Below are 13,444 nucleotides of genomic sequence, written 5' to 3' on the forward strand. Positions count from 1 at the left end.
CACCGGGGGTGTCTCGCGGCCCACAGCCGTATGGCGTGCGCGGTCAGGCGTCCCGGCCCGGGGGCAGCGACAGCACCGAGCGGTGCCGCCCGCCCGCCGGGCCGGGGGCCGTCGGGCCGGCGGCGGGCGCCGGGGCCGCAGGGGGCTGCGGGGACGGGCCGAGGTAGCCGGTCGCCACCCAGCCCTGGCCGTTCGCCTGCGCGCCGGACCCCTGAGAGGGCATGAATGGCGGCGCGCCCTGGGCCTGTCCGGCGTAGGTCTCGAAGGACGGCTGCTGTTGCTGCGGGTAGGGGGCCGGTTCGCGCCGTTCGGCCACGGCCTCGCGCGGCTGCTGGTCGCGGGCCGCGAGGAGCTGCTGCTGCGGGTAGGGGGCCGGTTCGTGCCGCTCGGCCGCCGCCTCGCGCGGCTGCTGGTCGCGGACCGCGAAGCCGGTGAACCGCAGCACCTCCTCGCCGGAGCGGTCGCCCGGCAGCGCGCGGAACATCCGCCGGTATTCGGAGTACAGCGAGTCGTAGATCGGGGTGGCCGACACCGGGTGCTCCGCGTCGTAGGACGGGCGCATGCCGGGGATCGACCGGCCGGCGGGGGAGGAGGGACGGCCGGCGGAGGCGAGGTCGTAGCTGTACACGTAGGAGCCAACGAGCGAGACCGGCTTGGGATGCGGGGGCACCGCCCCCAGTCCTATGGCCGGGCCGCCGCCCCGGACGTCCTCAACCCCCGCCCGGGCGGCCAGGGTTGACGCGCTGCTGGACGAGCCGGTGGCGGCCGGGTCGTTCACGGGGTCGGTCATCGGCGCGCCCCCGCTCAGGTACCGGCCAGCGGCAGCATGCCCGCCGCGAGCACGCCGCGGGCGGCGGCCCGGTCCAGGGCCACGCGCAGCAGGTCCTCGCGGGGCTGGCGGCCGACCGCGCCGGCCGGCACCGCGAACATGAGCACCTCGGACTTGCGGGCCGCCGCGGCCCGCCACGCCGGGGTGACCTGCAGCGCCTGGTGGGCCTGCCACCAGGCGGCCGAGCCGCCGGTCGCCGAGGGCTGCAGGATCGCGTGCAACTGCCCCATCGCCATCAGCACCGACCAGCCGGCCCGCGGGCGGGACGGCGCCCGGTTGACGTCCGGGATCAGCTGGAAGCCGTGTTCGGTCAGCAGCGACAGGAACTCGTCCTCGCCGCTGGTGCTGCCCGGCCGTCCGACGGGCCCGGTCGGCTCGATCACCAGCGCGGCCTGCTGGGTGTCGCCGCACAGCACGATGCCGCAGGTCACGCCGAGGACGGCGGGCTGCGGGCGACCGGGCGGTGCGGGGTTGATCGGCTGCGGGATGTTCACCTGGGCGACCGGCTGGGGCCGGGGCTGGGCCTGCGGCGGTACGGGTGCCGTCGGCCGGGGCTCGGGGGCAGCCGCGCCCTGGCTGATCGAGGCGACGGCGCCGCGCAGCTGCTGCTCGTCCACCGGCACCACCTGGGACGGGATGCAGCGGGCGTGCGCGAAGGCCAGCACCGCGGTCTCCTCGCCGACGAACAGGACCGTGCTGGTGGGTTCGCGCAGCGAGTCGCCCGGTTGTCGGCACGAGGTGCAGTTGTACGCGTCCGGGGCGTGCGCTCCGGCCAGCAGGCCCTCGGCCTCGTCGTCGCCGATCTCGGCACGTACGTCCTCGCTCACCTGAAGCATGCGCGGCACAAAGACTCCTCGTTTCGCCCTGACGTTCTGGGTGCGCCCGGCGGGACTTCCGGGTGCGCGGCGCGGGGCGCGCCGACCGCCTTTACCAACGGGAGGTTGTGGCTGGGGTCACGGGTGGGCGTCCGGACGACGAAATTTGCGCGGCTTCTGACTGCCCTGTGTGTGCGGGGCGTCGCTATCTGTCGACGCTGTGCCCGACCTCACACCACCCAAACTGTGACCGGGACCATATCCGCATAGGGAATGACTTTGGGAAAAGCGGACAAAGTGGACATTTGTCCTGGATTTGCTTGATCGATACCCCCGGTAACCCCGCGTTGACCTGGGAGAACCCGAAACTGTTTGGCACGTCGTGCACCGGCTCGTAGGTTCATGGCCGGTGCAACGAGCACCTCCCGGGTTCACCCCCGACGCAACGGTCCGCCCCGGCTCACCCCGGAACCGGACCCTGCGCCCACCGGCGCGACGGCAGCCAGCCGCCGCCGGGGATGCGGACAGGTGGCCGGGGCGGCAGCGGCACGTCCGACACGTGCACGGCCGCCCACCGGACTTGGCGAGCGAACACGGCCCTGCACAGGGTCTGGTTCCGCCTGCCCATCCCGGGGATGTCGAGAGGAATCTCATGACTTTCCGTAACGAGACTGCCGCCACCACCACCGCCTCCAAGCGCAACCGCATCCGCGCGGCTGTCGTCGGTGGCGCCCTGCTCGCCGCCCCGGTGGCCGGCCTCGTCACGGCCAACTCGGCCTCCGCCGCCGACGTCGCGACCTGGGACAAGGTCGCGCAGTGCGAGTCGAGCGGCAACTGGTCGATCAACACCGGCAACGGCTTCTACGGTGGCCTGCAGTTCACGTCCTCCACCTGGGCCGCGTTCGGTGGCACCGCCTACGCCCCGCAGGCCAACCTGGCCACCAAGGCGCAGCAGATCGCCGTCGCCGAGAAGGTGCTCGCCTCCCAGGGCCCCGGCGCCTGGCCGGTGTGCTCCGTCAAGGCCGGTCTGACCAAGGGTGGCGCGCCGGCCCAGGTCGACACCTCCGCCGGTTCCTCGACCTCCTCCTCGGCCTCCACCTCGAAGCCGGCCCCGTCGAACAACGCGGCCACCTCGAACACCGCGAAGACGAACACCGCGAAGTCGAACACCGCCGCTGCGGACACCTCCGCCAAGGCTTCCCGCTCCGAGGCCCGCGCCCAGGCCCCCAAGGCCCAGCAGGACGCCCCGAAGCAGACCGGGACGAACAAGTCCGGCGCTGCGGTCAACACCTACACCGTCAAGTCCGGTGACACCCTGTCCAAGATCGCCGCCGGCCTCGGCGTCGACTGGCACGCGCTGTACAACAACAACTCCGGTGTCGTCGGCGGCAACCCGGACCTGATCTTCCCCGGCCAGGTCCTGAACGTCTGAGACACCCCCGGGAGCTCCGCTTCCACGGGGATCCGCTGATCCCCCCTGTCGGCGTGAAGCCGCCACCCCGCTGGTCGGGGTGGCGGCTTCCGCCGTTCCGTGGCTGGGATGCCGGTCACGGGTGGGCGAGAGCTGGTGGCGGGTGGGCGAGGGCTGCTTATGGGTGGGCGAGGGCCGGTGGCGGGTGGGCGAGGGCCGGTCGCGGGTGGGCGAGGGCGGCCGCTTACGGGTGGGCGAGGGCCGCGAGGACGCCCGGTGCCACGGTGGCAGGCAGCGCGGCGGACGGGAAGCGGCGCAGCATCGCGGCCTGCACCGCGTCCGGCTCGACCGGTTTGCCGAGTTCGGTCTCGAAGGCGCGCAGGTAGTCGCCGGTCCAGACGACCGGATCGGGGACGTGGTTCGGGACCGGGGTGCTGAGGTACCGGTGGCCCGGGACGGTGCGCTGCGGGTCGAGGGCGGAGATCTCGTCCAGCAGCTCGATCCAGGCGATGCGCTGGGCGGCGTGCGGGGTGTCGGCCAGTCGCGGGTGGACGTTCAGCCACAGCAGCGGGCCACCGAGCAAGGTCCGGCTGCGGTGCTCCCACACGTAATGCCGGTCCGGCAGGCCGAGGGACGCGCCGCGCACCTCCAGGCGGTGGTCCTCCAGTTCCACGGCGTCGTCGGCCAGCGGCTCCAGCCCGACCAGGCGGGTGGGGAGTTCCGCCCCGAGACCGGCCCACGCGGCGTGCACGGCGAGGTGATCGCTCTCGATCCGGGCCAGCACGGGTGTGGGCGCGAGGAACCGGGCCTCCGGGAACGCGTCGCGGAGCACCTCCGCCGCGAGCCAGTACTCCGGCGCGAAGTCCGGCACCAGCACGGCGCCCAGCCGCCGCCCCGAGGACGCGACCTCCCGCGCCAGCCGCCGCCCGTCCGTCAGCCGCAGCCCCGTACCGATCAGCACCGCTTGGTGCTGCCCGAGCACCAGCACCGCCACCTGGTGCGACGACTCCTCGGGAAGATCCACCGCCCGGAACTCCAGGGGATGCATCGCGCCTCCTCCGCCAACCGGCAACGCCCCTCACCCCAGGGTCGAACGGGACGGGGGCTGCCGCATGTGGGGCGGCTGTTTCGGGGTGGGGTCGGGAGGGCCTCTGGTTGGGGGTGGGCGTGGTGGGGTCGGGAGGGCCTCTGGTTGGGGTGGGCGTGGTGGAGTCGGGAGGGCCTCGGGGTGGGGGTGGGAGCATGGAGGGGTGAGTGGTGGCGGGGTGTTCGCCGGGGAACTGTTCGGGCGTGAGCGGGAGGAGCCGGCGCCCGGGGTGGTGCTGGTGCCGGGGTGGCTGGGCGCGGGGGAGCAACGGGAGCTGGTCGCGGCGTGCCGGGAGTGGGCGCGTCCGCCGGCCGGGATGCGGACGGTGACGTTGCCGACCGGCGGGGTGATGTCGGTGCGGACGGTGTGCCTGGGCTGGCACTGGTACCCGTACGGATACGCACGAACCGTGGTGGACGGGGACGGTGCGCCGGTGAAGGCGTTCCCGCCGCACCTCGGCGAGTTGGCCCGACGGGCGGTCGCGGAGGCGTACGGCGCCGGCGTCGGCGAGATCGCCGGCGCGGCCGGGTTCGCACCGGACGTGGCGCTGGTCAACCACTACCCGCACGGCGCGAAGATGGGCCTGCACCGGGACCGCGATGAGCGGGTGGACGCGCCCGTGGTGTCGCTGTCGCTGGGCGACAGCTGCGTGTTCCGGCTCGGTAACACGGAGACCAGGACCCGCCCCTGGACGGATCTGGAGCTGCGCAGCGGCGACCTGCTGGTGTTCGGCGGCCCGATGCGGTTCGCGTACCACGGCGTGGTGCGGACGCTGCGGGGCACCGCAGACCCGGACCTCGGGCTGGTGGGGCGGCTGAACATCACGGTGCGGCAGTCCGGCCTGGAGTAGCGGGTGCGGCCGCCTGTCCGGAGTTATGGGTGGCCGGGCCGGGTGGTGGCCCGTCCGGGTGGTGGGCGTGCCGCGTGCCGGAGGGCGGGAATTCCCGGTGGGCGCGGAGACTTGTGTTGGACGGAACAGGCGTCCGGCGGCACACCCAGCCCCGCCCGGCCGCCCGGAGAGGGAGCGACATACATGGGAACCCCCGTCGATCAGCTCGTCGACCTGCTCGACCTGGAGCAGATCGAGCTGAACATCTTCCGCGGCCGCAGCCCCGAGGAGGCGCTGCAACGCACCTTCGGCGGGCAGGTCGCCGGCCAGGCGCTGGTCGCGGCGGGCCGCACGGTGGACGAGGGCCGGCCGGTGCACTCGCTGCACGCCTACTTCCTACGCCCCGGCGTTCCCGGCGTCCCGATCGTCTACCAGGTGGACCGGATCCGGGACGGACGCTCCTTCACCACCCGCCGGGTGCTGGCCATCCAGGGCGGGCGGTCGATCTTCGCGCTGACCGCGGACTTCCACAAGCCCGAACCCGGCGGCATCGAGCACCAGTTCCCGATGCCGGACGTCCCCGCCCCCGAGGACCTGCCGAGCGCGCTGGACGAGGTCGGCTCCCGGCTCGGCGAACTGCCGCCGTTCATCAGCCGCCGCCAGCCCTTCGACATCCGGTACGTGGACCGGCTCAAGTGGAGCCGCGAGGAACTCGACGGCGTCGAGGCCCGCAGCGGCGTCTGGCTGAAGACCAACGGCCCGCTGCCCGACGACCCGCTGATACACGTCTGCGCACTCACCTACGCCAGCGACATGACCCTGCTGGACGCCGTCCGCGCGCCCGTCGAACCCCTATGGGGAGAACGGAACTTCGACATGGCCTCGCTCGACCACGCGATGTGGTTCCACCGCCCGTTCCGGGCCGACGACTGGCTGCTGTACCGGCAGGAGTCGCCGATCGCGCACGCCGCGCGCGGCCTCGCCCGCGGCGAAATCTACGACCGGGAGGGGCAGTTGGTGGTCTCCGTGATGCAGGAGGGCCTGTTCCGGCCGCTCGCCGGGCGCTGACCGGCGCCCTCCACCACTCGTCCGGACTCGCCCAGACTCAGTCCGGATTCGTCCAGCCTCAGTCCAGCTGAAGCAAGTGCCCGAACCAGAGCCCCACTTGGAGGCAGTCCGATGACCGACACCGCAGCCGAGGCGTGGCAGCACTGGACGGAGTCCCGGAGCGCGGCGGTGAGCGCCCCGCACGGCCCGCTGGCGCTGACCGGCACCCACTGGTTGGAGTCCGAACCGGCGAAGTTGCCCGGCCTGCCCGGGACTTGGTGGGCCGAGAGCGGTGCCGTGTGCGCCGAACTCGCCGCCGGCGACGGCGTCCGGCTCGAAGGCGAGCAGCAGGAGGTGACCGGACGGGTCGCGTTGCGCCCCGACACCGACCCGGGCGCGCAGATCGCCGTGCTGGACGCGCTGCGCCTGGTCCCGATCGAGCGCGAGGGCGAACTCGCCCTCCGCGTCTTCGACCCCGACGCGCCGAGCCGGGCCTCGTTCGGCGGGATCTCCGTCTTCCCGTACGCGCCCGATTGGGCGGTGCCCGCCGTGTTCACCCCGTTCGAGAGCGGCGCGCAGGATTTGGTGGTGGAGAACGCCGACGGGAAGGCCCGTCCGATGACGGTCACCGGCCAGGTCGCCTTCACGCTGGCCGGTCAGCCGCACACGCTGACCGTCAGCGGCTCCGGGCGCTCCGGCGGCCCGCTCAGTGGCGTCATCGCGGACGGCACCAGCGGCCGGGAGACCTACCGGTTCCGGTTCATCACGCTGCCCGCGCCGGATGCCGACGGGAACACCGTGCTCGACTTCAACCGGGCGTTCCTGCCGCCGTGCGCCTTCGCCGACCACTTCATCTGCCCGTTCCCGCCGCCCGGCAACCGGCTCACCGTCTCGGTCGAGGCGGGCGAGCGGCACGTCGTCACTGTCTGATTTTCCGTAGGACGGCCCCGGCTCCGGCCCGGCTCCGGTCCCGGCTCTGTTGCCGGGGCCGGGGTGCGTTCGGGCCCGGGCGGTGGGTGGGGTGGCGGGTGGGGCTCCGGTCGGGTCGGCGGGTGGGGCTCCGGTCGGGTCGGCAGGTGGGGCGGCGGGTGGGTCGGTCGGTGGTCAGGTGAGGGCGGCGGCGAGGAGGGCGGCCGTTTCGGCGATCAGGGGCTCGTCGGGGGCGGCGTTTCGGTCGGGGGCGGGGCTCCGGTCGGGGGCGTTGGCGTTGGCATGGGTGTGGGCCTTGGGGGCGGCCTTCGTGGTGAGGACGGCGAGGACGATCGGGGCGCGGCCCGGCGGTCGGGCGAGGCCGATGTCGTTGGCGGTGCCGTACGGGCCGGTGCCGGTCTTGTCGGCGAGGGTCCAGGCGGACGGCAGCCCGGCGCGCAGGCGGTTGGCGCCCGTGGTGTTGGCCAGCAGCCAGTTGGTGAGCAGCCGGCGATCGGCGGGGTCGAGCGCGTAGCCGAGGGTGAGACGGGCGTAGCTGCGGGCGAGTGCGTGCGGGCTGCTGGTGTCGGTGGTGCGGCCGGGCTCGGCGGAGTTCAGGGCGGGCTCCCAGCGGTCGAGCCGGGTGACGCGGTCGCCCAGGGTCCGGCAGAAACGGGTGACGGCCGTCGGCCCACCGAGTAGGCGCAGCAGCAGGTTGGCGGCGGCGTTGTCGCTGAACTCGATCGCGGCCGCGCACAGTTCGGCGATCGTCAGCCCGCCCGCGAGGTTCTCCGGCCGGCCGGTGACCGGCGCGTAGCCGGCTGCGGTGACGTCGTCCCGCGTGTACCGCACCCGCAGCCCGAGGTCGTACCCGCCGCGCAGTACCGCCCCCACCGCCAGCGGCTTGAACGTCGAGCACATCGGGAACAGCTCGCCCGCCCGGTACCGGACCGCCGCGCCCGACCCCGTGTCGTACCCGAACACCCCGAGCCGCGCGCGGTGTTCGCTCTCCAGCGCTCGGAGTCGGGCTGTTAGCTCGTCCTCCGCCGCGAGAGACTTCCCGGCGGCCTTTCCGGGGGCTCTTCCGACGGCTCTTCCGGCGACTCTTCCGGCGGCTCTTCCGGCGGCTCTTCCGGCGGTCGGGAGGACGGTGGCCAGGGCTGCGGCGGTGGCGGCCGTGAGCAGGTGGCGTCGGGCGATGCGCGGGTGCACGGCCACGGGGGCTCCCTCCGGTCGGCGGCTTCTCGTCCGGGCCTGCCCGTTCTGTGGTGCTTACCCACCTGGAGCAGTTTCTTTCGCGGCGGGCGGGTCTTATGTCATGTGCATGGCTTTAAGTGCGGCGCTCGATGTTTGGCAACCGGGCAATCGGGTTGGCGACAGCCCCCGTCCCGCCTGGAAGTTCGACGGTGCGTCAACCGGCGCGGCGGGCGGCGGCGTGATTGCTCGGTCGTACAGGTTCTTGCTCGGGCGAGCAATCGGCGATAGCTTTTTGCTCGGGCAAGCAAGAGCTGGCTCGGGCGAGCAGAGAGGGGTGCTCCCGTGGGGCGCACGTTCACCGAATCGGCGCGGCGGCGGCAGATTGTCGAGGCGGCCATCGAAGTGATCGCCGATGTGGGGTACGCCAAGGCCTCGTTCGCGCGGATCGCCAAGCATGCGGGGCTGAGCAGCACCGGGATGATCTCGTACCACTTCAAAGGCAAGGACGACCTGCTGCGCGAGGTGATCGCGGAGGTGATGCAGGTCTCCGAGGCGTACATGCGTCCGCGGATCGAGGCGGCGGTGGGCCCGCGGGCGCGCCTGCGGGCGTACATCGAGTCCAACGTCGAGTTGGCGGCCGCGCATCCCCGGGAGCTGGCCGCGCTGGTGGAGATCCTGAACGGCCAGGGCGACGACACAGAGGGCCAGTTCACGGCAGGGCGCCGGGCGGTGATGGACCTTCAGGAGTACATCGTCCGCGCCGCCCAGGCGGACGGCGAGTACGGCCCCTTCGACGCCAAGGTGCTGGTGACGGCGATCCGGGGGGCGATCGACGCGGTCCTGGTCCGCGTGCTGCGCGAGCCGGAGATGGATGTGGCCGCCAGCGCAAGGGAGTTGGCCGACCTGTTCGACCGGGCGGTGCGCCCGGCGGAGGTCTGCATGGAAGTGCATCGGGTGCCGGGGGAGGACCTATGAGCGAGCAACAGCCGGAATCGGTGGGGCAGGACGCGAGGCCAGCAGGCGTGACGGGGGCGGACATGACGGGGGCAGGCATGACGGGGGCAGGCATGGCAGGAACGGGCTTGGCGGGGGCGGGTGTTGAGGCCGGCGCGAGTGCAGCTGCGGGTGCGGGTACGGCTGGCGGGGGCGTGGTCGATGGGGGTGCGGCCGGCGCAGGTCCCGCCGTCACCGGCGCCGCTGGCGGGGGCGCGGCCGAGCTGCCGCGGACGGCGGACGGGCAGGTGGACTGGGCGGCGCTGGCGGGGGACGATTCGACGCCGAAGCAGCGGGCGGCACGTGGGTGGCGGCAGGCGGCCAAGGCGCTGGTGTTCGAGCTGGCGATCCCGCTCGGCGGGTACTACACACTGCTCGGGCTGGGCGCGGGCCAGTGGCTGGCGATCACGCTGAGCAGCCTGGCCGCGCTGCCGTGGCTGCTCTACGGGCTGGTGCGCAACCGTCGGCTGGATCCGATGCCGGTGTTCACCCTCCTGCTGATCGCAGTGAGCACGCTGCTGTCGGCGGTGACGGGCAGCCCCAGGGTGCTGCTGGTGCGCGACAGTTGGGTGTTCGGCGTGATCGGCGTGTGGGTGCTGGGCAGTCTGCTGACCCGCCGCCCGTTCATGTACGGCGCGGCCCGGGCGGTGGTCGCCGCCAAGATCGGCCCGGCGGGCGCCGACGCCTGGATCGGCCAGTGGGACTACGACCCGTCCTTTCGGCGCCACATTCGCCTGCTGACGGTGATGTGGGGCACGGGATTCGCCCTGGACGCCCTGATCCGGGTCGGGTTCGCGCTGACCTTGCCGCTCGGCGCGGTGCCGCTGGTGAACGCGTTGCAGTGGCTGGCGGTGCTGGGCGGAATGATCGGCTTCCACACCTGGTACGTGAAGCGGAACGGGCTGCTGGTCTGAGTTGCGGGTTTGGTGCGGCGGCCCCGGCGCGGAGGTGCCGGGGTCGCCGCTGCGGCCGTTGTCGTGTCGGCGGGCGGTGGCAGGATCGGCGGCATGATTGCTGTCGAGGATGTGATCGAGCAGGCCGGCCCGGAGGGCGTACTGCCGCTGCTCTCGCTGGCCGAGTTCTTCGCGGGCAACACCGTCGAGGACTCGCTGGCGCCGAACCAGTGGGGCTACGGCCGCCCGCCGCTGGCCGAGTTGGCCGCCGGTCTGGCCCGGATCGCGGAACTGCCGGAGGTGGCCTGGGTGCGGGTGCAACTCCACCCGGAGACACTGGACTTGGCGGAGCTGCTGGCCGAGGCCGTCGCCGTGTGCACCAGCGCGGACGCCGCTACCTGCGAGTCCTGGACGGCGGGTTGGGAGTCCAGCGGCGTGGTGAACGGCCTGGTCGATGAATATTTGGACGTTCCACCGGTGCCAGCCGGCATGACGATCCGCTCGATCGTGTGGGACTGACGTACCGTCAACCAGGCCTGCGTGAGGACATGTTGATACGGTCGACCAAAAATGTGGTGACGGCGGACGCCGGGCCCCCTAGACTCGGCTCGCCGAAAGACGCCCGGGCCGGATGGCCGGCCGGGGCACACCGTGATGTGGAGAGGGAGGGGCCAGCCGTGCGTACCGCCGCTGTTGTCGTTCCCCCGTCGCGGTTCGAGGTGATCCTGGTGTCCTCGGCAGGCCGGCGCCCGCTGCGCGGCCGGCGCCGGTAAGGACCGCGAGCTCCACCCAACTTCCGTGCTGTGTACGCCCGTTGTGGGCGTCCTGCGGTCGCGCCGCCACTGTCGGCGGGCCGTTCACACCCGCTGTCGTCTCCTTGCCGTGCCGCACGCCGTCTTCGTGCTGCGCCGCCGGTCGAGGACGGGCCCGGGGGTGGGTTCGGGGGTGCTGCTCGTGCTGCCGTGAATCGCGCTGCCCACTCCAGGACCGAATCCCGAAAGGCGCCGGGCCATGCGCACCGACCTCACCCTCCCCACCCCCAGCACCACTTCTGCCTCCGCGGCCGCCACCGTCCGCAACCTCGGCATCCTCGCGCACGTGGACGCCGGGAAGACCACCGTCACCGAGCGCATCCTGTTCCTGACCGGGGCGACCCACCGGCGCGGTGAGGTGCACGAGGGCACCACCGTCACCGACTTCGACCCGCAGGAGCGCGACCGTGGCATCACCATCTCTGCGGCGGCGGTCAGTTGTGACTGGGACGGCCACCGGCTGAACCTGATCGACACGCCGGGGCACGTGGACTTCGCCGACGAGGTGGAGCGTTCGCTGCGCGTGCTGGACGGCGCGGTGGCGGTCTTCGACGCCGTGGCGGGCGTCGAGCCGCAGAGCGAGTCGGTGTGGCGGCAGGCCGACCGGCACGGGGTGCCGCGGATCGCGTTCGTCAATAAGATGGACCGGCCCGGCGCGGACCTGGACGGGGCAGTCGCCTCGATCCGGGACCGGCTCCACCCGGCGCCGCTGGCCGTGCAGTTGCCGATCGGCCGGGAGGGCGAGTTCACCGGCGTGGTCGACCTGCTCCGGCTGCGCGCGCTCACCTGGCCAGACCGGCCCGGCGGTGCCGACGGCGTACAAGTCTCCGACGTGCCGGTCGAGTTGGCGGCGGAGGCGGAACGCCGGCGGCAGGCGCTGGCGGAGGCGGTGGCCGAACTGCACCCGGCGGCACTGGAGGAGTACTGCGCCACCGGCACCCTCGGCGCGGACACCCTCGCGGGCGCGCTGCGTCAACTCACCGCCGACGGACAGGCGGTGGTGGTGCTGTGCGGCTCCGCCTACCGCAACCGCGGGATCGAGCCGCTGCTGGACGCGGCGACCGCGTACCTGCCCTCGCCCTTGGACGTCCCGCCGGTGCGCGGCGACTGGCAGGGCACCGTCCAGGAACGCTCGGCGGATCCCGAACAGCCGCTGGCGGCACTGGTGTTCAAGGTGAACGCGAGCACCACCGGGCGGCTCAGCGGCCTGCGGATCTACTCCGGCATCCTACGGAAGGGGGACACCGTGCTCGACGCGCGCACCGGACGCACCGAGCGGATCGGCCGCATCCTGCGGGTGCAGGCCGACCGGCACACCGAGACGGACACGGCGGTGGCCGGCGACATCGTCGCCGTCATCGGGCCCAAGGTCGCCCGGGCCGGCAGCACGCTGTGCGCGCCCGGCGCCCCGCTGGTGCTCGAACCGGCCGTCGCCGCCGACCCGGTGGTGACCGTCGCGGTCGAGGCCCGCAGCTCGGTGGACACCGACCGGCTGGCAGTCGCGCTGCTCCGGCTCGCCGAGGAGGACCCGTCCCTGGTGGTCGGGACCGACCCGGAGAGCGGGCAGCGGGTGCTGTCCGGCCTCGGCGAACTGCACCTGGAGGTGGCGGTGGAGAAGCTCCGCCGCTCCGGGCTGGAGGTCACCGTCGGCCGGCCGCAGGTCGCCTACCGCGAGACGCTCTCCCGCGCGGTCGCCGGACTCGTTCTGCGGCACGTCAAACAGGACGGCGGCGCAGGGCAGTTCGCGCACATCGTGGTCGACGTCGAACCGCTCGGCGAACCCGGCACGGAAGGCTTCGAGTTCCGCTCCACCGTCACCGGCGGGCGGGTCCCGCAGGAGTTCGTGCAGGCCGTCGAGGCGGGCTGCCGGGACGCCCTCGCGGACGGCCCGCTCGGCCACCCGGTCACCGGGGTCCGGGTCACCCTCACCGACGGGGCGACCCACGTCAAGGACTCCTCCGACCTGGCATTCCGCACCGCCGGCCGGCTCGCCCTGCGCGAGGCGCTGCGGCGCGGCATCCCGGTACTGCTGGAGCCCGTGGTGGACGTCACCGCGACCGTCCCGCCGGACAGCCTCGGCGGCGTCCTCGGCGACCTGTACGCCCGGCGCGGCCGGGTGCACGGCTCCGAACCGCAAGGCGCCCGCGGCGCGACCCTGACCGCGACCGTCCCGCTCGCCGAACTCTTCGGCTACGCAGGCGCGTTGCGCAGCCGCACCCAGGGCCGCGGCACCTTCACCACCCACCCGGCCGGCTACGCCCCGGCCCCGCGCCGGGAGTAACGGCTCGTGCGACGGCCCCGCCCGGAACTCCCGGGCGGGGACGCCTGTATGGGCCCGCCGTCAGGCGGTTACCAGACCCGGGTTGGAGAGGTACGGGTGTCCGTTTCGACGTGGCCGGAGATGCGGCTGACGAAGTCGGGTTGCGGAAGCGATGCAGGAAGCCGTTCGGGCCGGACACAATGAGGTCGGCGTGCCGATTGTGGTCGGGCAGTAGGTATCAGGCCGTCGAAGGCAGCGCCGGGGGCGGGGGGGGGGGGGGGGGCCGGGCCCCCGCCCGGCGGCGCCCCCCCCACCCGCGCGCGGCGGGCGGGGGAGGGCCGCCGGGGGGGGCCGCGGCGGCG

At 73.4% G+C, this 13,444-nt stretch carries 12 protein-coding genes; 8 read left to right on the forward strand and 4 right to left on the reverse strand.

Annotated elements, in window-relative coordinates; all coding sequences use genetic code 11:
* Positions 1 to 43 precede the first annotated feature (43 nt).
* Entirely contained in the window at positions 44 to 790 is a 747-nt protein-coding gene (locus ACFV18_RS32480; protein WP_380488905.1) for a hypothetical protein, read from the reverse strand.
* A 14-nt stretch (positions 791 to 804) separates the two neighbouring features.
* Positions 805 to 1,665, reverse strand: coding sequence for a hypothetical protein (locus tag ACFV18_RS32485; protein ID WP_380488906.1), 861 nt, complete (start codon positions 1,663 to 1,665; stop codon positions 805 to 807).
* 631 nt (positions 1,666 to 2,296) lie between these two features.
* Between ACFV18_RS32485 and ACFV18_RS32490 the strand changes: the two genes are divergently transcribed.
* Complete coding sequence (locus ACFV18_RS32490) at positions 2,297 to 3,076, forward strand: transglycosylase family protein (protein WP_380488907.1); 780 nt, start codon at positions 2,297 to 2,299, stop codon at positions 3,074 to 3,076.
* 223 nt (positions 3,077 to 3,299) lie between these two features.
* On the opposite strand, the gene ACFV18_RS32495 is transcribed toward ACFV18_RS32490, so the two are convergent.
* A complete protein-coding gene (locus ACFV18_RS32495) occupies positions 3,300 to 4,103 on the reverse strand; it encodes an MBL fold metallo-hydrolase (protein WP_380488909.1) in 804 nt (267 codons plus the stop codon).
* Positions 4,104 to 4,305: 202 nt separating this feature from the next.
* Between ACFV18_RS32495 and ACFV18_RS32500 the strand changes: the two genes are divergently transcribed.
* The 3 genes from ACFV18_RS32500 (at position 4,306) to ACFV18_RS32510 (ending at position 6,948) form a co-directional block, all read left to right on the forward strand.
* On the forward strand, positions 4,306 to 4,992 hold the full coding sequence (locus ACFV18_RS32500) for an alpha-ketoglutarate-dependent dioxygenase AlkB family protein (RefSeq protein WP_380488910.1): 687 nt from the start codon (positions 4,306 to 4,308) through the stop codon (positions 4,990 to 4,992).
* Between the two features lie 183 nt (positions 4,993 to 5,175).
* Entirely contained in the window at positions 5,176 to 6,039 is an 864-nt protein-coding gene (locus ACFV18_RS32505) for an acyl-CoA thioesterase (RefSeq protein WP_380488912.1), read from the forward strand.
* Positions 6,040 to 6,150: 111 nt separating this feature from the next.
* A complete protein-coding gene (locus tag ACFV18_RS32510) occupies positions 6,151 to 6,948 on the forward strand; it encodes a DUF1684 domain-containing protein (protein ID WP_380488913.1) in 798 nt (265 codons plus the stop codon).
* Between the two features lie 174 nt (positions 6,949 to 7,122).
* On the opposite strand, the gene bla is transcribed toward ACFV18_RS32510, so the two are convergent.
* Complete coding sequence (bla, locus tag ACFV18_RS32515) at positions 7,123 to 8,139, reverse strand: class A beta-lactamase (protein WP_380488920.1); 1,017 nt, start codon at positions 8,137 to 8,139, stop codon at positions 7,123 to 7,125.
* Between the two features lie 327 nt (positions 8,140 to 8,466).
* Here bla and ACFV18_RS32520 point away from each other — a divergent pair, with 327 nt between their 5' ends.
* The 4 genes from ACFV18_RS32520 to fusA all read left to right on the forward strand — a co-directional run bounded on the left by ACFV18_RS32520 (position 8,467) and on the right by fusA (position 13,103).
* Positions 8,467 to 9,099, forward strand: a complete 633-nt coding sequence (locus tag ACFV18_RS32520) for a TetR/AcrR family transcriptional regulator (RefSeq protein ID WP_380488914.1) — start codon at positions 8,467 to 8,469, stop codon at positions 9,097 to 9,099.
* Between the two features lie 173 nt (positions 9,100 to 9,272).
* A complete protein-coding gene (locus ACFV18_RS32525; protein ID WP_380488916.1) occupies positions 9,273 to 10,031 on the forward strand; it encodes a VC0807 family protein in 759 nt (252 codons plus the stop codon).
* Positions 10,032 to 10,124: 93 nt separating this feature from the next.
* Positions 10,125 to 10,529: a hypothetical protein gene (locus ACFV18_RS32530; RefSeq protein WP_380488917.1), complete on the forward strand. Its 405-nt coding sequence runs from the start codon at positions 10,125 to 10,127 to the stop codon at positions 10,527 to 10,529.
* Positions 10,530 to 11,021: 492 nt separating this feature from the next.
* Positions 11,022 to 13,103 (forward strand): elongation factor G, encoded by a 2,082-nt coding sequence (fusA, locus tag ACFV18_RS32535; protein WP_380488919.1) that lies wholly within the window; start codon positions 11,022 to 11,024, stop codon positions 13,101 to 13,103.
* The last annotated feature ends 341 nt before the right edge of the window (positions 13,104 to 13,444 follow it).

Origin of the sequence: Kitasatospora sp. NPDC059673 (assembly GCF_042734215.1) — a bacterium.
In the GTDB taxonomy this organism is placed as follows: domain Bacteria; phylum Actinomycetota; class Actinomycetes; order Streptomycetales; family Streptomycetaceae; genus Kitasatospora.